The 26,229-nt window shown below is 47.7% G+C and carries 20 protein-coding genes; 16 read left to right on the forward strand and 4 right to left on the reverse strand.

From position 1 onward, the window contains the following. Positions 1–30 precede the first annotated feature (30 nt). Positions 31–507, reverse strand: a complete 477-nt coding sequence (cdd, locus tag ACYIA1_RS11190; RefSeq protein WP_005864357.1) for a cytidine deaminase — start codon at positions 505–507, stop codon at positions 31–33. Positions 508–632: 125 nt separating this feature from the next. On the opposite strand from cdd, the gene ACYIA1_RS11195 reads away from it, so the two are divergent. The 8 genes from ACYIA1_RS11195 (at position 633) to lpxA (ending at position 8,881) form a co-directional block, all read left to right on the forward strand. After that, a complete protein-coding gene (locus tag ACYIA1_RS11195) occupies positions 633–1,364 on the forward strand; it encodes a class I SAM-dependent methyltransferase (protein WP_005864356.1) in 732 nt (243 codons plus the stop codon). 73 nt (positions 1,365–1,437) lie between these two features. Next, positions 1,438–2,346, forward strand: a complete 909-nt coding sequence (locus ACYIA1_RS11200; protein WP_005864355.1) for a glucosaminidase domain-containing protein — start codon at positions 1,438–1,440, stop codon at positions 2,344–2,346. Positions 2,347–2,392: 46 nt separating this feature from the next. Continuing rightward, positions 2,393–3,559 carry an AIR synthase related protein gene (locus ACYIA1_RS11205; protein WP_005864354.1) on the forward strand — a complete coding sequence of 389 codons (1,167 nt, stop codon included), beginning with the start codon at positions 2,393–2,395 and terminating at the stop codon, positions 3,557–3,559. Positions 3,560–3,568: 9 nt separating this feature from the next. Then, positions 3,569–4,678, forward strand: coding sequence for a peptide chain release factor 1 (gene prfA / locus ACYIA1_RS11210; RefSeq protein WP_048927563.1), 1,110 nt, complete (start codon positions 3,569–3,571; stop codon positions 4,676–4,678). 32 nt (positions 4,679–4,710) lie between these two features. Then, the gene (gene pyrF, locus ACYIA1_RS11215; protein WP_005864353.1) at positions 4,711–5,553 is read left to right on the forward strand and encodes an orotidine-5'-phosphate decarboxylase; all 843 of its coding nucleotides are present in this window, start codon (positions 4,711–4,713) and stop codon (positions 5,551–5,553) included. 89 nt (positions 5,554–5,642) lie between these two features. Continuing rightward, positions 5,643–6,686, forward strand: coding sequence for a UDP-3-O-(3-hydroxymyristoyl)glucosamine N-acyltransferase (lpxD, locus tag ACYIA1_RS11220; protein ID WP_005864351.1), 1,044 nt, complete (start codon positions 5,643–5,645; stop codon positions 6,684–6,686). Between the two features lie 6 nt (positions 6,687–6,692). Further along, entirely contained in the window at positions 6,693–8,078 is a 1,386-nt protein-coding gene (locus tag ACYIA1_RS11225; protein WP_005864349.1) for a bifunctional UDP-3-O-[3-hydroxymyristoyl] N-acetylglucosamine deacetylase/3-hydroxyacyl-ACP dehydratase, read from the forward strand. 17 nt (positions 8,079–8,095) lie between these two features. Beyond that, entirely contained in the window at positions 8,096–8,881 is a 786-nt protein-coding gene (gene lpxA / locus ACYIA1_RS11230; RefSeq protein ID WP_005864347.1) for an acyl-ACP--UDP-N-acetylglucosamine O-acyltransferase, read from the forward strand. Positions 8,882–8,982: 101 nt separating this feature from the next. Here the strand turns inward: lpxA and ACYIA1_RS11235 are convergent, their stop codons facing one another. Next, on the reverse strand, positions 8,983–9,879 hold the full coding sequence (locus ACYIA1_RS11235; protein WP_480335279.1) for an Rpn family recombination-promoting nuclease/putative transposase: 897 nt from the start codon (positions 9,877–9,879) through the stop codon (positions 8,983–8,985). 523 nt (positions 9,880–10,402) lie between these two features. Between ACYIA1_RS11235 and ACYIA1_RS11240 the strand changes: the two genes are divergently transcribed. The 5 genes from ACYIA1_RS11240 to miaA all read left to right on the forward strand — a co-directional run bounded on the left by ACYIA1_RS11240 (position 10,403) and on the right by miaA (position 21,860). Further along, positions 10,403–10,849, forward strand: coding sequence for an HU family DNA-binding protein (locus ACYIA1_RS11240; protein WP_009275732.1), 447 nt, complete (start codon positions 10,403–10,405; stop codon positions 10,847–10,849). Between the two features lie 181 nt (positions 10,850–11,030). Next, on the forward strand, positions 11,031–14,885 hold the full coding sequence (locus tag ACYIA1_RS11245) for a hypothetical protein (protein WP_480335281.1): 3,855 nt from the start codon (positions 11,031–11,033) through the stop codon (positions 14,883–14,885). Positions 14,886–14,904: 19 nt separating this feature from the next. Continuing rightward, positions 14,905–20,253: an Ig-like domain-containing protein gene (locus ACYIA1_RS11250; RefSeq protein ID WP_480335283.1), complete on the forward strand. Its 5,349-nt coding sequence runs from the start codon at positions 14,905–14,907 to the stop codon at positions 20,251–20,253. Positions 20,254–20,400: 147 nt separating this feature from the next. Continuing rightward, positions 20,401–20,961, forward strand: coding sequence for an IS1096 element passenger TnpR family protein (locus ACYIA1_RS11255; protein ID WP_005854369.1), 561 nt, complete (start codon positions 20,401–20,403; stop codon positions 20,959–20,961). Next, positions 20,961–21,860 carry a tRNA (adenosine(37)-N6)-dimethylallyltransferase MiaA gene (gene miaA, locus ACYIA1_RS11260; RefSeq protein WP_022192785.1) on the forward strand — a complete coding sequence of 300 codons (900 nt, stop codon included), beginning with the start codon at positions 20,961–20,963 and terminating at the stop codon, positions 21,858–21,860. The genes ACYIA1_RS11255 and miaA overlap by 1 nt, the downstream gene beginning before the upstream one ends. A gap of 127 nt (positions 21,861–21,987) precedes the next feature. Here miaA and ACYIA1_RS11265 read toward each other — a convergent pair whose 3' ends face one another. Together ACYIA1_RS11265 and ACYIA1_RS11270 are read right to left on the reverse strand one after the other, a co-directional pair. Further along, a complete protein-coding gene (locus tag ACYIA1_RS11265) occupies positions 21,988–22,359 on the reverse strand; it encodes a DMT family protein (protein WP_005854365.1) in 372 nt (123 codons plus the stop codon). A gap of 1 nt (position 22,360) precedes the next feature. Beyond that, positions 22,361–23,107: a tRNA 2-thiocytidine biosynthesis TtcA family protein gene (locus ACYIA1_RS11270; RefSeq protein ID WP_195319851.1), complete on the reverse strand. Its 747-nt coding sequence runs from the start codon at positions 23,105–23,107 to the stop codon at positions 22,361–22,363. A gap of 111 nt (positions 23,108–23,218) precedes the next feature. Between ACYIA1_RS11270 and ACYIA1_RS11275 the strand changes: the two genes are divergently transcribed. From ACYIA1_RS11275 to floA, 3 genes are read left to right on the forward strand one after another with little or no spacing between them, the layout of a single operon-like run. After that, the gene (locus tag ACYIA1_RS11275; protein ID WP_005864344.1) at positions 23,219–24,667 is read left to right on the forward strand and encodes a tetratricopeptide repeat protein; all 1,449 of its coding nucleotides are present in this window, start codon (positions 23,219–23,221) and stop codon (positions 24,665–24,667) included. 8 nt (positions 24,668–24,675) lie between these two features. Further along, the gene (locus ACYIA1_RS11280; RefSeq protein ID WP_009275728.1) at positions 24,676–25,164 is read left to right on the forward strand and encodes an NfeD family protein; all 489 of its coding nucleotides are present in this window, start codon (positions 24,676–24,678) and stop codon (positions 25,162–25,164) included. 10 nt (positions 25,165–25,174) lie between these two features. Beyond that, entirely contained in the window at positions 25,175–26,167 is a 993-nt protein-coding gene (gene floA / locus ACYIA1_RS11285; RefSeq protein WP_005864341.1) for a flotillin-like protein FloA, read from the forward strand. The last annotated feature ends 62 nt before the right edge of the window (positions 26,168–26,229 follow it).

Consider the following 26,229-nt stretch of genomic DNA (forward strand, 5'->3'; position numbering starts at 1 on the left):
CGAGAATCGTTCTTGCCTCTTTTTATTCTATCAGATCAAATCAGACTTACTGAAACAAAACGGCAACAAGGCCGTCGCGCTCGGAACGAGATACGCTTCCTCTTTTCCACAAAGAAGGACTTTCATAGGTTTGTTATAACGTTGCTCGGTTTCCAACATCACTTGCCGGCAGGCACCACAAGGCGTGATAAGATCCACACGTTCCCCATCCTTCATAGCCGCGATCGCCAAAATCTGAACTGCCGCATCCGGATAACGTGCTCCCGCATAAAATAAGGTGGTCCGCTCCGCGCAAAGCCCAGACGGATAGGCTGCGTTTTCCTGATTATTTCCGGAAAGTATCTCCCCATTCTCCAATAGAACCGCCGCTCCCACATGAAACTTGGAATAAGGAGCATAAGCTTTTTTCGAGGCTTCAAAAGCGGCCTCGTACAATTGCCTATATATATTGTCCAATTCTCCTACCGCATAGACCTCTACCCGGGTCTCTAATTTCAATTCTTTCATTTTCTTGATTGTTTTAATGTTTTGAAAGAAACATAACTATAATTCTTATAGGCTATAAATATAAAAAGAATATATTAATTTCGCACCCACATCATAGAATATACCTTAATATAGAACAAAGACATATGCATTCAATGCTTCTTACATCCGATAAAGACCCGATGGGCGCCGCTATCATCGATTATCTCGCACATGGAAAAGCGAGCAAACTCCGTGTATTCTCCTCCATGTTCGATGAAGATGAGATTCCCGTGAATCAATTATTCCGGACTTTCCAAGAAATGCCCTCCTTGGAACAGAAAGCCCTTCAACTCAGTACAGGTAAAATATTGGATGTTGGTGCCGGAAGTGGATGCCACACCTTGGCTTTACAGGAAATGGGTAAAGAGGTTACCGCTATCGACATATCCCCTCTTTCCATAGAGGCCATGAACAAACGGGGCGTAAAAGACGCCCGCTTACAGAATTTTTTTGACAGGAGCTTAACCGGACCATTCGATACCATTCTTCTCTTAATGAACGGTTCCGGGATTATCGGTAAACTGGAAAATCTCCCGGCTTTCTTTCACCGCTTAAAAGAGGTTCTAGCCCGGGACGGACAGCTTTTACTTGACTCTAGCGACTTAAGTTATTTATTTGAAGATGAAGACGGGAATCTGGATATCGCCCCCGAGGATGATTATTTCGGAGAGATCGATTTCCGCATGCAATATAAAAGTATCAAAGGGGATTCATTTGATTGGTTATATATAGATTTCAACACGCTGAATCTATACGCAAGGCAAGCCGGCTTTAAAGCGGAAAAAATAGAAGATGGGGAGCATTACGATTATCTAGCCCGTATCTCCTATTTTTAACCCATCAATTCCCAGTAGATATGTATTTTCTTTTATATATTTGTCCGGTAAAATCGGATCGAAAAGAACAGTTATGCGTTTATCCCTTCATTTTTTAGGTATATTATTATTGTCCCTCGCCTGTTTAAGCGCAGGGGCAGAAAGCCAGCGGAAGCTGACTTCCTATCAAAAATACATCAGTAAATACAGTGATTTGGCGATTCAACACCAAAAGAAATATCGCATTCCGGCAAGTATCACCTTAGCGCAAGGATTACTGGAATCCGGAGCTGGGCAAAGCGACTTGGCCAGACGCTCCAACAATCACTTCGGTATCAAATGCCATTCGGACTGGCGAGGCGGCAGGGTCTATCACGACGACGACCTGCGGGGAGAGTGCTTCCGGAAATACAAACGAGTAGAGGATTCTTATGATGACCATTCCCGCTTCCTCGCCGAACGCTCCCGCTACGAACGCCTGTTCAAATTAAACATCAAGGATTACAAAGGCTGGGCCAAAGGACTACAAAAATGCGGTTACGCCACCGATCGTGCTTACGCAAATAAATTAATCAAGGTTATCGAAGATTATGAGTTATACCGCTTTGACTCCGGTAAGGGAACAAAGAAGACCTCTACCAAGAAGCAAAATCTTCCGGTGTTCAATTATCAAGTCTATCGTACCCACGGTTTGATCTATGTATACGCTAAGGATAACGACAGTTTCGACCAGATCGCCCGAAGCATGGGATTCAAGGCCAAGCAGTTGATGAAATTCAACGAGGTGCCCGAGGACTTCCCGTTGCAGGAAGGCGATATCGTATATCTGGAAAAGAAAAAGAAGAAAGCGGACAAGCCGAATTACGACCACGTGGTACAAGTCGGAGAGTCTATGCACAGTATCGCACAGATGTACGGAATCCAGATCAAGAGTCTGTATAAAATGAATAAAAAAGACAAAGATTACATCCCGGAGGAAGGAGATGTCTTAAAACTTAGATAAGTAACATAAAAAAGTATTACCTTTGCGGTTCAAATAATATAGTACAATGAGTGATCAACGTTATAACCTGCGAGGCGTTTCCGCTTCAAAAGAAGATGTTCACAACGCGATAAAGAACATCGATAAGGGAATTTTTCCGAAAGCGTTCTGTAAGATCATCCCCGATATCTTAGGCGGTGATCCTGAATATTGTAATATTATGCATGCGGATGGCGCCGGTACCAAATCGTCCTTGGCGTATATGTACTGGAAAGAGACCGGAGATCTTTCGGTGTGGAAAGGTATCGCCCAAGACGCTCTTATCATGAATATCGACGACCTGCTTTGTGTAGGTGCCGTAGACAATATCTTGGTCTCTTCTACAATTGGACGTAACAAGCTGTTGGTTCCGGGCGAGGTGATCTCGGCGATCATCAATGGAACAGATGAGTTGCTGGCAGAGTTACGTGAGATGGGCGTTGGTTGCTATGCGACAGGTGGCGAGACCGCAGACGTTGGCGACTTAGTTCGTACCATCATCGTAGATAGTACGGTCACTTGCCGCATGAAACGTTCGGACGTAATCGACAATAAGAATATCCAAGGAGGAGACGTGATCGTAGGTCTGGCATCTTCCGGACAAGCCACTTACGAGAAAGAATACAATGGAGGTATGGGTAGCAATGGTTTGACCTCTGCCCGCCATGATGTCTTCTCCAAGTATTTAGCGCAGAAATATCCGGAAAGCTACGATGCCGCCGTTCCCGAAGAATTGGTTTACTCCGGAGGATTGAAACTTACGGATAAGATCGAGGAATTAGGGATAGACGCCGGAAAGATGGTGCTTTCGCCGACACGTACCTATGCGCCGGTAATTAAGGTATTGCTTGATAAACTACGCTCCCAGATCCATGGCATGGTACATTGTTCGGGAGGGGCTCAGACAAAAGTTATGCACTTCGTAGAGAACAAGCGTGTAACCAAGGACAATCTCTTCCCTATCCCACCGTTATTCCGCACGATTCAGGAGCAGAGCGGTACGGACTGGAGCGAGATGTACAAGGTATTCAATATGGGACACCGGATGGAGATCTACATCGCTCCCGAGCATGCGGAAGAAGTAATCAGCATCTCAAAAAGCTTTGGTATTGATGCGCAAATCGTGGGTTTCGTAGAGGAAGCTGATAAAAATGAATTGATTATCGAAAGCGAGAAAGGTCGCTTCACCTATTAATAAAGATAAATGGCCGAAAATAGTTTACTTGGTAAATTAGACGGATTAGTGAGCCGTTTCGAGGAAGTCGGTACGCTTATTACCGACCCGGCGGTGATCGCCGACATGAAACGGTTCGTAAAACTGAACAAAGAGTACCGTGATTTGGAGAAAATCGTGGGAGCTCGTTCGGAATACGTGAAAGTATTGAACGGGATCGAGGAAGCGAAAGCCTTGCTTGAGTCCGAGCAAGATTCGGAAATGCGGGAAATGGCTCGTGAAGAGCTGGATACCTGCAACGAACGTATTCCCGCTTTGGAAGAAGAGATAAAATTATTGCTCGTTCCCGCTGATCCGCAAGACGACAAGAACGCGATCGTTGAGATACGAGGAGGAACGGGAGGTGACGAAGCCGCCCTTTTCGCCGGTGATCTATATCGTATGTACGTGAAGTATTGCGAACTGAAGGGATGGAAAATAAGCGTGTCTAGCTTTAGCGAAGGCTCGTCCGGCGGTTTTAAGGAAATCATCTTCACGGTATCGGGCGAGAAAGTATACGGAACGTTGAAGTATGAGTCCGGTGTACACCGTGTACAGCGCGTACCGGCTACGGAGACGCAAGGACGTGTACATACCTCCGCCGCCACGGTCGCCGTATTGCCTGAGGCGGATGAATTTGATGTTGAGATTAATGAAGGGGAGATTAAATGGGATACCTTCCGCTCCGGTGGTGCCGGTGGTCAGAACGTAAACAAGGTGGAATCAGGTGTTCGCCTGCGTTATGTCTGGAAGAACCCCATTACAGGTGTGAGTGAGGAAATCTTGATCGAATGTACGGAGACACGAGACCAACCGAAGAACAAAGAAAGGGCGCTTACCCGTCTTCGTTCGTTTATTTATGACAAGGAACACCAGAAATACTTGGACGATATCGCCAGCAAGCGTAAGACCATGGTATCTACCGGTGACCGCTCCGCGAAGATCCGTACGTACAATTACCCGCAAGGGCGTATCACGGATCACCGTATCAATTACACGATCTATAATCTTTCAGCCTTTATGGACGGTGAAATTCAAGATTGCTTGGATCACCTGATCGTAGCGGAGAACGCTGAGCGATTGAAAGAGTCTGAATTGTAAACACATCCAATCATTTCATACTGAATAAGAAAATGAACAAACAACAGCTATTCGAGAATATTAAAAAGAAACAATCCTTCCTTTGTGTCGGATTAGATACAGATATAAAAAAGATCCCGCAACATCTATTGTCGGAAGAAGATCCTATTTTCGCGTTCAATAAAGCGATCATCGACGCTACCGCCGATTATTGTGTCGCTTACAAGCCGAATCTGGCTTTTTACGAGAGCCTTGGTACAAAGGGCATGATGGCTTTTGAGAAGACTGTGGCTTACTTACGGGAGAATTATCCCGATCAATTTATCATCGCCGACGCGAAACGTGGTGATATCGGGAATACCTCCGAGATGTATGCCCGTTCTTTCTTCGATCATATCAAGGTAGATGCCGTAACGGTCGCTCCCTATATGGGCGAGGATAGCGTAAAACCATTCTTGATCTACCCGGAGGCTTGGGTAATCTTATTGGCCTTGACCTCCAATAAAGGCTCACATGATTTTCAAATGACGGAAGACGCGAATGGTGAACGTCTTTTCGAGAAAGTATTAAAGAAATCGCAAGAGTGGGCAACCGACGAGCAAATGATGTATGTAGTGGGCGCTACCCAAGGCAAGATGTTCCTTGATATTCGTAAACAGGCTCCGAATCATTTCTTGTTAGTCCCGGGCGTGGGCGCTCAAGGCGGAAGCTTGGCGGAAGTAGCTCAATACGGGATGAACGACCAATGCGGTCTTTTGGTAAATTCTTCCCGTGCGATTATTTACGCGGATAAGACGGAGGCTTTCGCCAACGTAGCCCGTGAGGCGGCACATGCCGTACAGAAAGAAATGGCCGGTTATCTACATGATAAGGGAATTATTCCCTGCAAAGCATAGGCTATATAAAGAATTTTCACCATTTTTGCAAACTAACTGTCTATAAACAGCGGACAGTCAACGAAGATACATATATAATTGAATAAGTAATGGAGTTTTCAGCCCAACAAATTGCCGGCTTCCTGAACGGAACGATCGAAGGAGATCCGAACGTTAAAGTCAGCAACTTCTCTAAAATAGAAGAAGGAAAGCCAGGTACATTGACCTTTTTGGCGAATCTTAAATATGCGCATCATATTTATAATACCGAGGCAAGCATTGTTTTGGTGAATAATGATTTCAAACCGGAACAACCGATAAGAGCCACACTTGTAAAAGTAGAGAACGCTTATGCGGCGCTCGCGATGTTATTAAATTTGGTAGAGCAATCGAAGAGCAAAAAGAAGGGGGTTGATTCTACCGCTTTTATCGCCGCTTCCGCGACCGTGAGCGACGATTGTTATGTCGGTAACTTCGCCTACATCGGAGAAGGCGTAAAAATGGGTAAGAACTGTATGGTATACCCGCACGCTTATATCGGTGATCACGTGACGGTAGGAGATAACTGCGTATTCTATCCGCATGCCACCGTTTACGAGAATTGTACAATCGGCAATAATTGTATCCTTCATGCCGGTAGCGTAGTTGGAGCCGACGGTTTCGGATTCGCTCCCGAAGGTGAGACTTACAAGAAAATCCCGCAATTAGGCAACGTTATTATCGAGGATGATGTAGAGATCGGAGCCAATACGACAATTGACCGTGCGGTGATGGATTCTACGATCATTCGCCGAGGCGTTAAGCTGGACAATCTCGTACAAATCGCTCATAACGTGGAGGTAGGCGAGAATACCGTGATGGCGGCGCAAGTCGGCATCGCCGGTTCCGTAAAAGTAGGAAAGCATTGTATGTTTGGCGGACAAGTTGGTTTGGCCGGACATATCCATGTGGCGGACCACGTCGTATTCGGAGCTCAGGCTGGCGTTATCAGCGACGTGAAGGAAGCGACGACATTGCTCGGGGCGCCGGCGATCAATGCTAAGAACTTCATGCGTTCCAGCGCGATCTTCAACCGTCTTCCGGATATATACCGCTCGCTGGGGCAAATGCAACGGGAAATCGAACAACTCAAGAAAGAAATTAATAAACAATAAAGACCTATGCAAAAACAGAAAACGCTTGCGGCAAGTTTCTCCTTGAAAGGAAAAGGGTTGCATACCGGATTAGATATAGAGATTACGTTTAATCCCGCACCCGAGAACCATGGATACAAGATCAAACGTGTCGATATGGAAGGCCAACCGACGATTGACGCCTTGGCCGAGAACGTGGTTAATACACAACGGGGTACGGTGCTTAGCAAGAATGGCGTTCAAGTAAGTACGATCGAGCACGCGATGGCGGCTTTATACGCTTACGAGATCGATAACTGCTTGATCGAGGTAAACGCACCCGAGTTTCCGATCCTAGACGGAAGTTCTCGCTTCTTCTCCGAGGAAATCCAAAAGACAGGGGTCGTTGAGCAAAACGCTCCGAAGGATTATTATATCGTAAAGCACAAGATCGAGGTAAAAGATGAGGAAACCGGTTCTTCGTTGATCATCCTTCCGGATGATAAGTTCAGCGTGAACGTATTGATCTCATTCGATTCGCCCGTGCTTTCCAACCAATTCGCCACGTTGAACGATCTCAGCGAATTCCCGACAGAATTGGCGGCTTCACGTACGTTCGTATTCGTACGCGAAGTGGAGATGTTGCTCAACCACAACTTGATCAAGGGTGGCGATTTAGACAACGCGATCGTTATCTACGACCAAAAGATACCGCAAGAATCTTTGGACAAATTGGCAGATATGCTGAACATCCCTCACAAGAACGTGCAGGAATTAGGTTATATCAATAACAAGCCGCTTGTATTCGATAACGAACCGGCACGTCATAAATTGATCGACGTGATCGGAGATATCGCCTTGATCGGTAAGCCGATCCGCGGACGTGTGATCGCTACCCGTCCGGGACATAAGATCAATAACCAGTTAGCTCGTATGATCCGCAAGGATATCAAGATGAACGAGGTGCAAGCCCCGGTATACGATCCGAACCGTGAGCCGGTGATGGATATCAACCGCATCCGTGAATTATTGCCGCACCGCTATCCGTTCTTATTGGTTGACAAGATCATCGAGGTTGGCGGGAACTATATCGTAGGCGTAAAGAACATCACGACCAACGAACCGTTCTTCCAAGGGCATTTCCCTCAGGAGCCGGTCATGCCGGGAGTTCTACAGGTTGAGGCTATGGCACAAACAGGTGGTTTGCTAGTCTTGAATTCCGTAGATGAGCCAGAGCGTTATTCTACCTACTTCATGAAAATAGATGGCGTGAAATTCCGCCAAAAAGTCGTTCCGGGCGATACGTTGATCTTACGTCTGGAATTATTGGCACCGATTCGCCGCGGGATCTCTACCATGAAAGGGTATGTATTCGTTGGTGATAAATTGGTTAGTGAAGCTGAGTTCATGGCTCAGATTGTAAAAAACAAATAATAAGATAAAGTACGATAATGAATATATCTCCTCTAGCAGTCGTTCATCCAGAGGCCCAGATCGGCCAGAATGTAACTATCGATCCGTTTGCCGTGATTGAGAAAGATGTCGTAATCGGTGATAATTGCCGTATATATTCTCACGCCGTTATCTTGGATGGCGCACGGATTGGTAAAAATTGCAATATTTTCCCGGGAGCGGTCGTTGCCGGTATCCCTCAAGACATGAAATTTGCGGGGGAAACCACGACGGCGGAAATCGGAGATAACACGACGCTTCGCGAATGCGTGACGATCAACCGGGGTACCGCTTCCAAAGGTAAGACCGTGGTAGGCTGCGATTGTTTAATCATGGCTTATTCGCACGTGGCCCATGATTGCGTCTTAAAAGACCATATTATCATCGGTAACGCTTCGCAAATCGCCGGGGAGGTAGAGATTGATGATTTCGCTATCGTAAGCGGAGGTTCCTTGGTGCATCAGTTCACGCGTATATCCAAGCACGTGATGGTACAAGGCGGTTCTCGTATCGGAAAGGATATCCCTCCTTATACCTTGATCGGCCGTGATCCGATCGTTTATTGCGGTATCAATATCGTAGGTTTACGTCGCCGGGGATTCACGAATCAGCAGGTATTCTTGATTCAAGACATCTATCGCACGCTGTATACCCGAGGCTTGAATAATACGGAGGCGCTGAAAGCGATCGAGACCGAGTACGAGCCTAGCGAGGAACGGGATTTGATCCTCAATTTCATCAAGTCTTCCAGCCGGGGGATCGTAAGAGGTTCGATCGACGAATAAGCGACACAAACATCCGGACAACCAAAAACAAATCGGCGCAAATCCGCATCTTACGATGAGGGGTTTGCGCCGATTCGCTATTTATGTCACCAAAAGGTTATTTATAGGGTAATTCCCATGATCTGCCGGATCATTTCAAGATCGATCCCCATGGCTTTCATCTTCTTGGCGTTTTCTAGGTTCGCTTCCGCCTTACCTTTCGCCTCGCCTTCCGCCAGTCCTTCCATACGTCCCTCAAGCTTCGCCGAATCCAACACGTCATTTTGTATCATGACCGCATTCAAGTGTTCGTCATAAGCGTGTCTGTCCTCAGGAGTCATGGAGTAGTATTTTAATTTTTCTCGAGCTTCGCCTAATCCCGGAGCCATGGTGTCGGGACGGATCGTTCCGTCCTTAAGGTAGTTCATCCATTCCTCTAAGGGAGTGACGGCTACCTTATCGAACTCGTTGACCCGTATAAGTATGTATTCGGGGAAAATCTCGGAAGGTAGCCGGGAAACAATCGCGTTCCTCTCTTTCGTATTGATCACCAACTGATCCTTGGTGTGTACGCCGATGAAGTGATTCTGCCCGTGATAAAGGAAGTCCTCGCCCCGTCCTATGTCGAAGTAGAGTACGCTGATTGAGTATATTTTCTTGACCTTGTAATAGGACTCGCCTAGTGAGATGTGCTCGGTTATGGCTTTCGCCACGCCATAGAGTATCCGCTCCAGATAATAAAGCTCGCGCGTATTCTGTATTTCCACGATGATGATCTCGCCCTTGTCGTTAAGCGCCTTGATGTCCACCCGGTTGAACTTGTCATCCTCAGACAGTTGATTACCCTCGCTCTCCAGTAGCTCCACGATGGTAATCTTCTCTCCAAGAAAAACCGTGAGAAAACCCTCCAGCACACCGAAGTTGGCTTTTTGCCGGAGCAGTCTCTTGATCGCCCAATCGAAACGTATGTATCGGTCTTTTAATTCTTTCATGCGTTGATCCTCCTCTTTTTTATCCATAGTTGATAGGTTTTAAGTTACGGCCCAATAGCGGGCGGTGCCGTAAAGATATGTCTTTTCGGGCGAAATGCAAAAGATTGATATCTGATACTGTGATTTTTATTATTTACCCATATTACAATTACCTATTGTCCACTATTTTACTACTTACTAATGTACATACATACATTATATCATATGCTAAAAACGGCTATTCTAAACCAACGTTTAAATTCGTCGTAAATTTAAGGCTTTATTTTCAAATAGCGGTACACTTTCTTTGATTATTTTTCTTATAAACCAACTATTTAACGCAAGGAGATATATGGTGCGTTCCAAGTCCTAAAAACGCAAGATCCAAACGTTGGTTTAAACTAGTCGTTTTTATTTGATAACCATAACTATTACGCTGCGGAGCACCAACCAATGATGAGGGATATAGGGAAGAGAGATTGATCGCCACAGAGTAAAGGTCGTTAGGTCAAGGGGATAATTACTTGCTAGTACTAATTGTGAAAACAAGTTCACCAATACATAAATACTTATGAGTGTAAAATACAAATTAGTTCAACGTCCCGACTTCTCCAAAGGGGCTGCTAAAGACGCGAAGAAATATTTCGCACAAATGCTATCCAACGGAAACGTCAGCTTCGACGAACTCTGCGAGAGCATAGCCGAGGAGACCGCCTTGACGAGTGCCGACGTGAAAAGCTGTTTCGACCGTTTGCCGCGTATCTTGGCCCGTCACCTGAAAGAGGGCCGCAACGTCCAGCTGGGCGAGTTCGGCAGCATGCGTCTTGCGGTCGGCAGTAAGGGTAGCGTAACGGAAAAGGAATTCGCCGCCTCGGTCATGATGAAGAAGCCGAGTCTGGTCTATACTCCCGGCAAGATCCTACAAGACATGCGGGCGAAAGTGACCTACGAACGGATCAAGCCCGTCAACGACTCTAGTAGCGAAGGCGGCGACTCGGAGAGTCCGGATGAGATCTAAAGGGCAGCCCTCCGGCATCACCCGGTGATCCCTTCCAACACCACCGGGTGATCTCTCCGGACATCAGCCGGTGCTCTCTGTGGACATCAGCGGGTGATATCTCGAGACATCAGCGGGTGGTGTCGGAAAGGTCCTATACCATTCATTTTAATACATTATTAACACTTAAATTCATAAGCTTATGAGACACAAATTACTCTATTTGCTTGCGCTCGCTTTGACGGCGACAAGCAGTGGCTGGGGACAGGATGTGGACACATTGGTGTATTCATCCGGTGGTAAGCTCTGCAAAATGATTTTGCCGCAGACACCTTCAAACTCGGCTCTAGAAAGCATTCCTTCTTGCTTCGCAAACGGTAATCCGGTTCGTGTTTATTTGAATCAAGCCAGCGGTCGTATGATCGTGGAAACAATAGAGACCGATGGCGGGACTCCGGATACCTTGCAGTTTGAGCCCGGCAAGTTCGGTGTCTTTGGTGGTAGCCTAGGTAAAGCCGTGACTTCTGCTTCGATCACGTTGGAAAGCGGTAGTATCCGGTCTATATTTGGTGGTGGCATGTTTGTCGGCAATGCGGGTACAGGCAAAACGACCCAAGCTGTCACGGATAAATATAGCTATAAAAATAGTGACGGATCGTATTACACTCCCGTGAGCGCGGATGTAAGCGATGCTGTCAGTATTGAAATAAAGCCGGGTGCGGTTGTCAGCAACCTATTGTTGGGTGGTGGTCGTTATTACGCAAAGACCAATACCGTGAATATCAAGGCTGATCAAGCCACGATCATGGCAATCTATGCTGGAGGCTATGATCAAGGGCAGACAACTAATACGCTGACCACCGATGTTGACGCATCCGTCAATGGCGTAAAAAACGTAAATATGACCCTCTCGAAATGTACCATACCGGAAGGTCTTGGTACCGGCGGTGGACAGGGATATACACATACGGGTACGTCTGTTGTTACGGTTACCGATTCCGAGTTAGGTGCGATCTACGGAACCTTATCTAATGGTTATGCCGATGATATAACGGTTAACATGACAAATACCACATTTAAGAAACAATACAATGGCTCGGATATCCAGTACCGTGAATTGGCTTCGATCAACCGCGGAGGAGTGAAGAACATCTCTTTCACTTTTGATGGCTGCTCGTTCGAGGAACCGGAGAGTATTGTAGCCGGTTTGGGTGCGGTTGACGGTTGGGCCGATTCGGATACCAATGGAAAGCCACAGCCAATCGTAAACGGGAATGTGTCTTACAAGTTCATTAATTCAAAGACCGAGACGCCGACTTTCTCCGTGGGGCGTGGCTTGGATAATGCGAATATAGAGCTGACCGGAGCGAAAGCCTCCTTGAGACATTTCGTGGATGGAAAGAAAATACCGGAAGGACTGTCTGAGTTCACTTTGTCTGCTGACAAGACGTGGACTTTCAATGACGGCTTAGTGATTGATACTGCCGTGACTTTCACGAATAACGGTACGCTTGTCTCGGCGATAACAGCGGTAAGACAGCCGAAAGGTACCTCTTATGACGTATACGCGAATGGAACGCCTATCGAGATTACCGCTTATTCAACCGATTCTGTTAAAATCACGAAACAAGGGAAAACCGCAGTAGCGTTTAAGGTTCCTTCTACCTCTAAGATATATGGTGGAGCTAAAGAGTCTACGGTTGCTTCCACATCTATTAATATGATCAGTGGAACGGTGAGAACAATGTTAGGCGGTGGATATCGTTACTCGAAAGCGAATGAGGTATATATCGAGATTCAAGGGGGAACGGTGAGTCAGCTTTATCCCGGAGGTGATGATGGCGGTAAGACTACAAACACGATCGACACTCCGCTCGATCAATCCGTAAATGGTGTTAAAACAGTCACGATCAATATGAATGGTGGCGTGATTGCCGGGGGTATCGGTTGTGGTGGAGGAAACGGATATACGCATACCGGTGTCTCGACAGTCACGATACAGAACGCCACTATCGCCGCCTTCTATGGCACGTTATCGAATGGTCGTGCGGATGAAATTACGGCTACGGTCACAGGCTGTACGTTCCCGACTTCGATTAATGGTACGGCAATCAAAGATCGTGAATTCGCCACTATCAACAGAGGTGCGGTAGGAACAGCCTCTTTTAAATTCGATGGTTGTACGTTCCAAGAGCCGGAAAACATGAACGCTTCCTTGGGAGCGATCATGGGTTGGGCCGATTCCGATACGAATGGACGACCGGCACCTGCCGTAGACGGGACGGTCTCTTTTGAATTCATCAATTCGAAGAGCGCTACTCCTCTGATGGTGTTCAGCCGTGGCTTGCATCAAGTGAATATCAATTTGAGTGGTGCCAAAGCCTCGTTGGTAAGCTTCCGGGATGGAACAGCCGTTCCCGGTACCTTATCGGAGTTCGCTTTAGGTGAGGGTAAGACTTGGAATCTGGATGGAGGCCTTTCCATAGCCGAGGGCGTGACCTTCACAAAACAAGGCACCCTAAACGCTACTGCTCTCGACGCTAGCGACTTATTAGCCTTAGCCAGTGTCCATGCCGATAAGATCGCGTTGGTGGAGGGTACCTATGAGTTACCATCCCAGTTGACAATCACGAAGCCGATGGTATTGAACGGCGCGGGAATGGACAAGACGGTCATTAAGGCGGGTACCGCTGATTGGGCGCATACGTATAATGCGGATCTGAACATGATCGCCATCGAGAACGCTACAGGTATCACCCCGGCAGAAGGGGGCGAGGTAGTGATCTCCAACCTGACCGCGAGCAACGCGAAACGGAATGGTTTGAACGTACAAACGTCCATGGCTGTCAAGCTGGATTTCGTTACGTTGAAAGATAATACGGCTGCAGGCTTAGTGGTTCACTCCAAGGTGGACGCTACCGATATGCACACGAGCGGTAATGCTTGGGGCGGTGTCAATATCGATAAAGGTACGCCCGAGTATTCTACGCTTTGCTTCACTTTTGACGCGAACTCTACTTTCGCCGAGAAAGCCCCGATCTATTCCGAGCTTTATGATCAAGAGAAGATAGTGGTCGTACCGGATGATTCATGGGAACGGTTGGTACAAATGTCCGCTGAATCTAAAGGCGTCGCTATGTGGCTGAAACGTCTGATCGTGACCGCCGGCCAAACCCTAACAGCCGATGTTACCTATGCCAATCGGAATGTCTACATCGAGAATACGGGTACGCTGAACGTGACCGCCCCGCTTGCCTTGGCTAAGGTGACGATGGAAGAAGGCGCACGCTTGGTTCCGACTTCGCCCGCGACTACGACAGACAAGATAACAGCTACTACCCTTCAACTGAACACACCCTTGAAGGACAGCGAGTGGAAAGCATTTGGTTTCCCAAGTACTTATAAAGTACAGAGCACGACAGAACCGGCAACAGAATACACCCAACCTACGGTGGATCCGAAAGCCGATACCGGCGCATGGTACGCTACCTTGAAGGGCACTTCCTCTCCGGAGTTTGAGTACAAGACAGACGAATTCGGACAGGCCGGTTTACTCTCCGCAACGACTGGTGAGTATGCGATCGTGTCCACCGCCGCAGATCCTATCGAGCTGAAAGCCGCTACCGAGCCGGACGCCCCGACTACGGCTACCTTCACGATCTTCGCCAATACGGGTACGGATGAGTTGACACTTACGAAGAACCAATACGTATATAAGCTGAATGCCGCAAGCAATGAGTTCGTTCAATGTACGGAAAAAACCTTAAAACCGTTCGAGAGCGTGATCTTTACGGATGCCTCAACGTATAGCACCCTTCGTTCCTTGCGCCTCGGCGACAATATCGTAACGGGCACGCAGGAAATTGAGCCGGTGGAAGGTTATTACGTGACTACCGATCGTGGCGCTATCATGATCCATACCGCCGAACCTGTACAGGTACTGATCGTGGAGATGAGCGGTCGTATCGCCTACAAGGGAATAGCCACGGACGGGCAACGCATCATGGTTCCCGCCGGTATCTATGCCGTAAACGGTCAATTAGTAAGAGTTAAGTAACGATTAAAAACAGAATAACATGAGAAAACTAATATCAGCCGTGTTCCTCGCGCTTATGGCGTTGATACAGGTACACGCACAGGATTCAGATTTACGCTCGGCACCGGATCTACCGACGTTCAAGGTGACGCTCAACTACAGCGCAAGTGAGGGCGGAACGATAACCAGCGACATTTCGAGTGGCGCAAAGGTGGCATACAACACCGCCCACAAGTTTACGATCACGGCGAATGCCGGGTATGTGCTTGCGGATATAACCATGAATACGGCCACTATCGGCACGTTACCGACTGGCACATTTAATGGGGATAATACGACTACTTACACCTATACATCTCCCGCCTTGACAAAAGCCACGGAGATAAAGGCGACATTCAAGGCAAAAGACCCTGTGACGGTCACGATGTCTCCCGCTTCCGCTACGCTGGATGAGGTGAAAGCGAAGGTGAACTTGCCGAAGCTGGCATTTACTCCCGAGGATGTAACCGGATATACAGTGAAGTATAAGAACGTGGCTACCGGAACAGAGACAACGGACTTACCCGCCACGGCAGGAAAGTACAACGTGCTCGTAACCAAGGCAGAGACGGCCACGCAAGCCGCCATCGACAAGAAATTCGATTATGAGATACTGCCGGCCCATACGCTGACTTATACTTTCGAAGCGACGCAAGGAACCGTCGCGGCTACCATGAACGGGACGGCGGTGACTAGCGGAGGCGAGATCGCTTACGACAAGCCGGCCGTGTTGAAGATCACTGCCAAGTCCGGCTATGTGCTGGGCAAGCTTACCGTAGATAATCAAGTAGTAAATTTACCGGAGGGTACTTTCGATACCTCAACGAACGAGACTTCCTATGCGGCTTATACGACAGGAGCATTGAAAGGCTCTATGGCTATTGACGTGCAGTTTACCGCTAAAAAGACAAGAACGATAACCGCAAGCCCTCTATCTGCCACAAAAGATGAGATCGCTGCCGGTAAGAATAAGCCGGTTGTGAAGATAGAGCCGTCGCCAAGCCAGTATTTAATCCGGTATTATAAGGATGTTCCGGCGAATGCGACAACTACATTTCCCACAGAGGATGGCTCTTATCGTATTTGGGTAACCAGCCCGGAGACCGAGGAGTATGCGGCCTTAAGCAATGATACAAGCTTGATCTTTACGATCTCCAAGGCGAACGTCTTAAGCTGGAGCGTAGAGGGACAAGGTACGGTTACCGCCAAGATGGGCGACAAGGACGTGGCTAACGGCAGTGATATCGTGAATGGCAAAGCCGCTGTATTGACGATTACCGCCAAGCCCGGCTACAAGTTGAGCGAGATAAAGATCGATGGGAAGCCCGCTAACTTGCCTACAGGTAAGTTCAATAGCACGGATAATACGATCTCCTATACCTACACGACTGGCGAACTGACCGCTTCAGCCACGATAAATGTCGTGTTCACGGAGAAGATGAAGGTGACCGCTAAGGTGACAGGCTCCTCGGCTACCAAGGACCAAGTGGTAGCGAAACAGAATCTGCCCGTAATCAAGTTTACCCCGGAAATGAACGGACAAGCCGTGACATATCGTGCCGCCAATGGTAAGGAGACAAAGGATTTACCCGCCGTAGTAGGCGTTTATAAGATTGTCTTGACCAGTCCGGAGACGATGGAATACGCCACCTTGACGGATTCCTCGAATACCTTCACGGTAACCGGTGCCAACGCCTTGGTTTATGCGGTGGGAGAACATGGTACGGTTACTGCCAAGATGGATGGTAAAGACGTGGTTAGTGGTGGCGATATCGCTTATGGCAAAGCCGCCGTCTTCTCGATCGTGTCGAACTCAAATTATAAGCTGGGGGCTATCAAGCAAGGCTCTTCGGATGTGGATATCTCCAAGATAGCGGGGACGTATGCCGACGGTAAGACCTCTTACACGTACACTACCTCCGAACTTACGGAGGGAGCCGGCTACACCTTCGTGTTCATCTCGAAGGACACCGTAAAGTTCGTGGCCAATAATCTGACTCAGATGGAAGGCTCTATCAAGCAAGTAACGGTAGCGAGCGATATCAAGGGCATCGAGATCGAATATCAAGTGAGTGGAACGAATTGGATCACGGAATTGCCTTCCACACTGAAGGCCGGTTCCTACAAGGCCCGTTTCACCCGTGCGGAGAACTTGACATACCGCAGCCTCTCCGATACGGCGACGTTGGTAGTGGAGAGCAAGAAAGAGGTAAGTATCTCGGGTTTGCCCAAGGCCGGACATATCGAGGAGGGCGAGCCGTTGTCTATAGCCGTATTACAAGGTGGCTCCGTCGAGGGTACCACTGGATCGTTCGTGTGGACGAACCCGAACGACACGGTTTCCTTGACGAAGACAAAATACAGTATCACGTTCATGCCGGATGATCCGATACTTTATCTCGCAAAAGATACATTTATTAATGTAAAGGTTACCCCTGTTTATACGATGAAGGTTACCGCCTCCAACTTCGGTACGGTCAAGTTGACCGGACGTTCCGCAAACGATCGCTACGCCGAGGGTTATGAGCTAGCAGCCGAGGCGATCGCCGACAAGAACTATACGTTCGCCGGCTGGAGCGACGGAAACACATCCGCCGCCCGTACATTGGCAGCGACGAAGGATCTGGAATTGGTAGCCCGCTTCGACTCTATCTTACACACGGTAAAAATTGTTACCCCGGCTAACGGCACGCTCGAGGTTTACGCCAACGGCGCTAAGGTGAGCAGCGGCGAAACCCTTCTGCAAGGAACCTTGCTGACCATCAATGCTACACCTAGCGGGAATTACATGGTTCAGTCCGTGAAGGTAAACGATGCCTTGGTGAACACCGGCTCCTATACCTTGGCCCAAGCCGCCACGATAGAGGCCTCCTTCGAGGAGAAACCGGCAGCTACCCACTTGGTAAACGTAAGCGAGTTGGAACATGGTAGCGTGACCTTACTGGATCAGGACAATGCCCCGATCACACCGGGCGCGGCAGTGAAAGAAGGCGTGAAGGTGAAGGTAATCGGCAAGGCGGATTATGGATATACCTTGAACAGCGTAAACGTAAAGGGTGCGACCTATAACTCTGCGGACAGTACATTCACGGTAGGTACAGCCGATGCCGAGGTTACGGTAAACTTTAAGTTGGCTAAATTCAAGGTGACAGCCGCCACTAATATCTCAGCCGCAGGTTCCGTCTCTTTAACGAAGGTTGAAGACAACGCTACGGTCGCCTCCGGTTCAGATGTAGACTATCAGACGAAACTAGTCGCCACGGTTACGACCAACAGCGGCTACCGCTTCAAGAGCATGACCGCGAACTCCTCCGAGATCAAGGACGGCGATACCTTGGTGGTATCCGGCCCGATGACGATCGCAGCGAACTATATCGGGAAGACTAAGCTGGAGATCAACACGGACCAGCAGTCCTTGGTCTATAACAAGCAACCTCGTAGCTACGAGGTGAAGGTGAAAGGTGGACACGCCGCCAAAGGCTTTCAGGTAACTTACTCGAAGAATGGCGTAAGCTTAGGTGAGACTTTACCTCAAGACGCAGGTACTTACACCGTAAACATCACCCGTCCGGAGGATGATCTTTACAAGACCGTAAGCGAGACCGCTACCTTAGTGATCAATAAGGCAGGTATGGCAGTGAAGAGTGTTCCTACGGTAAACGGCAATGATGTGACCGCCGAGTTGACACAAGATATCGCTGATATAGCTTGGAATCCAGGTTCTGTAAGCACTCTATCCAAACTTAGAGCTGCAGCTACAGGTACTCCTACCAACAACGAAGTGAACGTGATCCGTTTCACCCCGAAAGACAAGAACAACTATGAGCCAGTAGATTACTATATTGCAGTAGGTGATGTTGAGCCCGTAACGTTGACAACTAAGGATACCTATGTAACAAACGGCGGCTTGGAGGTAACAAGCACAGAGATAGCAAAAGGTACGAAACTTACGCTGAAAGCGATCGCACCGGAAGGCCAACGGTTCGTTAAGTGGAAAGAAGACAATGACACGAATATCGAGCGTGAGGTTACCATGAATGCTGACGCTACATATACTCCGGTATTCGAGGCCCTAAAGACACTCTCCATTAAGAACCGTTTGATTGAAAAGTCTTACGATGGTGCGATCCAAGTAGTCTCATTGTCTGAATTGTTCAACGAGACCGGTCTTCCGGAGAATGAGATCGTATTGAAATATGCGAATGTTGACGGATCTTCCGCTACTCCGGTGAACGCAGGAACTTATATGGTCAATGTAAGCTTCGCCAGTAACGATGAGTGGAAAGAGTTCTATGACGTGAATATTAAATTGGTGATCAAGCCTGCGAAGATCGAATCCTTCACCGTTCCGACCGCTTCCGAGCTGACCGAGGGACAACCTTTGAGCGCGTCCATCCTTTCCGGTGGCGTGGCTTCAACAGCTTCAACAAACGGTACGACCGTAGCCGGTATCTTCGAATGGGCAGAGCCTAACAAGATCCCGGGCGTAGGTGACGATCAATCCTACAAGGTGAAGTTCACCTCTTACGATCCGAACTATTCGAACAACGAGACAAACGCCAAGGTAACAGTGAAGAGCACCGGCGCCTCTGTCATCACCTTCGAGCAACCCGAGAACGGAACGCTGGAAGTCTACACCGTAGACGAGAGCGGCGAGCAGACCGAGATCACCAGCGGCACCGCCGTTGCCCCGGATAGCAAGCTGATCGTGGAGGTTGAACCGGCTAAGGGCTATGAACTGGAGAATTTGCAGATCGGTGAAAAGTCATACACGAGCAACTCCGTACAGATCGATAACGTGGAAGGCTCCTTGGCAATCATCGCCACGATGAAGGAATCCACCCCGGATGCTCCGGTCGTACCCGACGTACGTGTAACAGGCGTGAAACTGAATGTTACCTCCAAGAGCATCGCCGTAGGCGAGTCTTTCGTTTTGAAAGCCACGGTATCGCCGAGTAACGCCACGATGCAGTCCGTCTCTTGGAGCAGTAGCGACGAGACAGTCGCCACGGTCGATGCTGACGGAATCGTCACCGCCTTGAAGGTGGGTTCTTGCAAGATCACGGTCGCTACCGACGACGGTAACAAGACCGCCACTTGCGACGTAAGCGTATCCACCACGGTAAGCATCGAGCAGATCGCCGAGGGCATACGTGTCTATGGTATCCACGGGGCTGTCATGGTAGAACCGACCGCACCGGTTTCCATCCGTATCTTCGCGGTGACCGGTAATTGCCTCTACAGCGGCAATGTCAGCGATATCACCCGCATACCCGCCCCGGCAGGCATCTACCTAATCGAGCTGTCCGCCAATGGCCGTCATGCCGCGACGAAGGTAAGTGTACGATAAACAAACGAGGATGATGTATAAGCAGGGTGTGCGTCAAAAATCCCATACAGGGATCAGACGCACACCCTCTTTCATTATTTATAGCGACGTATATTGGGTATATCCATATTTTTACTACTTTTGAGGCGATAATAAAACTAAACGACTATGCTATTTAGATTTCTAATCCTATCAGATGAAGCAGATGACTTCAAGCGCGAGATCAAGATTGATTCCGAGTCTACTTTCTTGGATTTGCAAAACGCCATCCTCGACTCTGTAGGTTATACAAAGGATCAAATGACCTCTTTCTTCATATGTGACGATGACTGGAGTAAAAAGACAGAGATCACATTAGTGGAGATGGATACCTCTTCCGAGGAAGACAGCTATGTCATGGCCGATACTCAACTGGAAGAATTGTTGGAAGACGAGCACCAAAAACTACTTTTCGTTTTCGATTATATGACCGAACGTGCCTTCTTCATGGAACTTCGTGAGATCGTTCCGGGAAAAGACTTGGATGCTCCTATTTGCAGCAAATCGGTAGGTACGCCTCCCGCCCAAATAGTTTCTTTCGATGAGTTCGAGGCTAAGAACGGTAGCACGGACGTAGGAGAAGATTTTTACGGTGACTCCGAATACGATATGGACGAATTAGACAAAAGCGGCTTCGACGGTTTAGGCGAAGGTCCGATGGATAATCCTTACGACGACGAGCGCTTTTGATGAATTCCCTCGTTATATTACTTGGGCCGACAGGAGTCGGAAAGACCGAGTTAAGCCTCCAAGTGGCGGAACGTTTCGGCTCTCCGATTATCTCTTCCGACTCCCGTCAGCTCTATAAAGACCTTCCGATCGGCACGGCTGCCCCTACACCGGAACAAATGGCACGTGTCAAGCATTATATGGTAGGCACTCTCTCGCTTACCGATTATTACAGCGCCAGCAACTTCGAGGAAGATGTGGTCTCCCTCCTATCCGAATTACATAAAACGATCCCGACCGTCGTAATGACCGGAGGCTCTATGATGTACATCGACGCCGTATGTAAAGGTATTGACGATATCCCGACGGTTACACCGGAGATCCGGGATGCCCTATACATGCAATTTGAAACCGAGGGACTAGCCCCTATCCTCGCTGAATTAAAAGAAGCAGACCCTGTCCATTATGAGGAAGTGGACCGGAATAATTATAAACGAGTGATCCATGCCGTAGAGATTTGCCGGATGACAGGCAAGCCTTACTCCTCCTTCCGCACGAACATTAAGAAAGAGCGTCCGTTCCGGATCATCAAAGTAGGGCTTAATAGAGATCGCGACGAATTATGCGACCGCATCAACCAACGTGTAGATCTAATGATGAGCGAAGGATTATTGGAAGAGGCTCGCCGGGCTTATCCCTTCCGTCATTTGAATTCCTTGAACACGGTAGGTTATAAAGAATTATTCAATTACTTCAGTGGAGAATGGACATTAGACCTCGCCGTGGAGAAAATCAAAAGAAACTCCCGGGTCTACGCCCGGAAGCAAATGACTTGGTTTAAACGGGACCCAGAAATAACATGGTTCCATCCGGATGAGACCGAAGCTATATTTGCACATCTGAGCCAACAGATCATATAGCGTTTTAACAATGCCCATTATAAGGAGCTTACAATGGGCATTATAAACATGCTTGAATAGGCATTGTAAGCATCTTACAATAGGCATCAAGGTTTTCCGCTGATTATCAAAGCCAAACGCAACGACTTTATTTCTTGAAAACCAGATAAACCGCCGCTACCAAGAATACGAAAGCAAGCGCATGGTTCCATTTAAACGACTCCCCCTTAAAAGCGATGGTACTGAAGGCCACGAATACCACCAACGTAATCACCTCTTGGATCACTTTCAATTGAATCAAGTTGAACGGTCCCCCGTTATCCCGGAAACCGATGCGATTCGCCGGTACTTGGAAACAATACTCAAAAAAAGCGAGAAACCAACTAAACAGGATTACGCCAAACAAAGGAAGATGCTCAAACCAACTGAATTGTTGCTTCATCTTCAAATGACCATACCAAGCGCATGTCATAAAAATATTAGACACGATCAACAATAAAATCGTATAAACACTTTGCATATTATCTTATTTTTCGAGGTAAATAATCTTCTTGTATATTCGTCATGCTCCCCCAAAGGCTGTAACGGGCCTCCGGATTGATCGCTTCCAGACTTTTCAGCAGCTCTTTCATATCCGAACGACTGGAACCCGACTCATAAGGACAGTTCTTCAATTGTTTCCGGTACCCTTTCCATGCGGCGACCTGAATCAACTCCCTCTCTTCCACCAGACACATCGGACGGATAATCTCCATATCAAACTTATCCATTTTCAACTGGGGAGGCATTGTTCCGAAAGCCCCTTGGTGGGTCAGGTTCATCAACAGTGTCTCTAGGATATCATCTTGATGATGCCCTAGCGCAATCTTATTGCATTTATGAGCCTTAGCGATCTCAAACAAAGCTTTCCGGCGAGTCCAAGAGCATAAAAAGCAGGGGGATTTGCGAGTGTCCGTAGAAGGATCGAAACTTGTCTCATGGACAATGAAAGGCAAATCATGCTCCTCCGCACAACTTCTAAGATATTCCCGATCCGAACAATAAGGGATATTCGTCATCACGATATGCGCTACCACGACCTCAAACCGAGGACAATAGATTTTCGACCTGCGCCCCAGTAAATCCACCAAGGCCAAGGAATCTTTTCCTCCGGACAACCCGACCAAGATCCGGTCGCCATCATTGATCAAGCCATAGTCGAAAATCGCTCTCTTTACCTTATCCTCTATCTTGCGAAACAAACGTTCGTCCTCTGTCAATTTTGCCATATACTTCCTTTACGGGCGCAAAATTATATATTTATCTTTTCGATTTGTATGCCTCTACAAAAATATTCTTATCTTTGAAACTGCATAACTATATAATCTAGAATAGACAAAATGAAACGGTTATCCAAAAAGCTGCTTTATACGCTAGGAGTTACACTCCTATGCGGAGGAATGCAACTACATGCGCAAAGTCTTGATCAGGCAAAAAAATTATATAACGACGGGAAATACGCAGAAGCAAAACCTGTGTTCGAGAAACTAGTGAAACAAGCGCCAAGCAATGCCTCTTACAATCAATGGTATGGTGTTTGCTGTTTCGAGACCGGAGATTTAGCAGGAGCGGAGAAACATCTTAAGGTTGCCGTAAAGCGTAGGGTACAAGACGCTTATCGATACCTTGGAGAAGTATACTACCAGACCTATCGTTTTGACGAAGCCGAGGAGATGTTCGACGAATACATCACCCTCCTAACAAAAAAGAAACAAGATGTGGAGCCTTACCAGATCCGTATGGACTTGGCGAACAAAGCAAGCCGTATGCTTGATAAGGTAGAGAATGTCCAGATTATCGATAGCTTGGTCGTTGATAAAGATGATTTCTTATCAGCCTATACCTTAAGCGAGGAAAGCGGTACGTTGACCACTTACCAAGATTTCTTCCAGACTAACGATCCGGGCAACTCATCGGTATACATGAACCAGAAGGGGGATAAGATTTATTACGCCCACTCGACAGACGGTAACCACAATTGTCTTTTTACCCAATCCAAGCTCATGGATCAATGGGGAGACGAGAAACAGTTACCGATGAATATCAATAGTGACGCCGACGATGGGTATCCATTCGTGCTATCCGATGGCGTAACGATTTATTACGCATCCAAAGGGAACGGCTCTCTGGGCGGATATGATTTATTCGTCACTCGCTACAACATCAATTCCGATACTTATCTTACACCGGAGCAATTGGGCATGCCCTATAACTCCCCGTTTAACGATTATATGATGGTGATCGACGAAGCCAAGCAATTGGGATGGTTCGTTTCCGACCGCTATCAACCGGAAGGAAAAGTCTGCGTATACCTATTCATCCCGAATGACAACCGCGAGCGAGTAGATAGCGAGGATATCGAACTAAAACGTGCCCGGGCCTCTATTGCCTCGATCAAGGATTCATGGAAACCCGGATCGAATTACGAAGAGCTTATTCATTTAGCTCATACCGAGATTCCTTATGGACGTATAGAAATAAAGAAAGATTTCACGTTCCCGATCCATGATGATATCGTTTATTACACCTTAGACGATATCCAAAGTCCGGAAGCGAAGAACTACTACGAGAAAGTAGTTTCCATCCATAGACAGATCAAGGAGCTAAATGAGAAACTAGAGAGTTTACGAGCCAGCTACATCAAAGGGAATAAGGCGAAGCGAGAACAACTGAAGCCTACGATTCTTGATGCGGAAGAAAAGTTAAACAACCTGCTCGCTCAACCGGACGAATGGGAGAAAAAGGCACGTAACGCAGAGATCGTATACCTAAGAAACAACCATAAATAAGAAGAACTATGCTACTGGACATAGCCATCATCGTCTTCCTCATGGTAGCGGCCATCCTACTGATACTGGCGGAGATATTCCTTCTTCCGGGAATAACACTCGCGGGTATAGGCGGGGCTATTTTCGCTATCGGCGGAGTCGTTTTCGCTTATACGGTAGGTATATGGGTAGGGCATCTGACTTTATCCTTATCAATCATTACATTCGGAATAATCTTCGCTTGGTTATTGCGTTCCCGGTCTTTTAATAAGATCGCTTTAAAGACAGATATCGATTCCAAGCTGACATCCAGCAGGGATCTCGGAATAGAACCCGGAGACGAGGGGATCACGCTCTCACGCTTAGCCCCTATCGGCAAGGCCCGGATTAAAGGTATTAACGTGGAAGCGAAATCTCAAGACGAATTAATCGATGAGAACACGCCGATCGTAGTGATCAGGGTAGACAGTTACAACGTAATTGTCCGTCCTAAAGAAGAAACAAATATTCACGCTTAATTTTATATATATGGAAATAACCTTTTTGCCACTTATCCTATTGGGGGCCGCAGTACTTCTGCTGGCAATCTTTTTCTATTATGTGCCATTCCTGTTATGGATCTCGGCCAAAGTATCAGGAGTCAATATCTCCTTGATCCAGTTATTCTTGATGCGTATCCGAAAAGTTCCTCCCTACATCATCACTCGCGCAATGATCGAAGCGCATAAGGCAGGAATAAAGACGCTTACACGCGACGAGCTGGAAGCGCACTATTTAGCGGGTGGACATGTCGAGAAAGTAGTGCATGCGCTGGTTTCCGCGTCGAAAGCGAATATCGACCTTCCTTTCCAGATGGCTACCGCTATCGACTTGGCCGGACGTGACGTATTCGAGGCTGTACAAATGTCGGTAAATCCGAAAGTGATCGATACCCCTCCGGTAACAGCGGTAGCAAAAGACGGAATCCAGTTAATCGCCAAGGCACGTGTCACCGTTCGTGCGAATATCAAGCAATTAGTGGGTGGTGCCGGAGAAGAGACGATCTTAGCCCGTGTAGGTGAAGGTATCGTATCTTCCATTGGTTCATCCGAAAGCCATAAGACCGTATTGGAAAATCCGGATTCCATCTCGAAATTAGTGCTTCGCAAAGGGCTTGATGCCGGAACAGCTTTCGAAATCCTTTCCATCGATATCGCCGATATCGATATAGGTAAGAACATCGGCGCTTTCTTGCAAATGGATCAAGCTCAAGCGGATAAGAATATCGCTCAGGCGAAAGCCGAGGAACGCCGTGCGATGGCTGTCGCCCTCGAGCAAGAGATGAAGGCGAAAGCACAAGAAGCCCGTGCCAAGGTGATCGAGGCAGAAGCGGAAGTTCCCAAGGCAATGGCAGACGCTTTCCGCACAGGAAACCTAGGCGTAATGGACTATTACAAGATGAAGAACATCGAGGCGGACACTTCTATGCGTGAAGCGATAGCTAAACCGGCCGGTACTCCATCAAAACCATTAAAGGACTAAAATAGTTATATACATGGAACTATCTCCAAGGGCAGGGTCGCACCTTGCCCTTTTATGATTAA

Source organism: Parabacteroides sp. KHUB-02 (assembly GCF_056640955.1).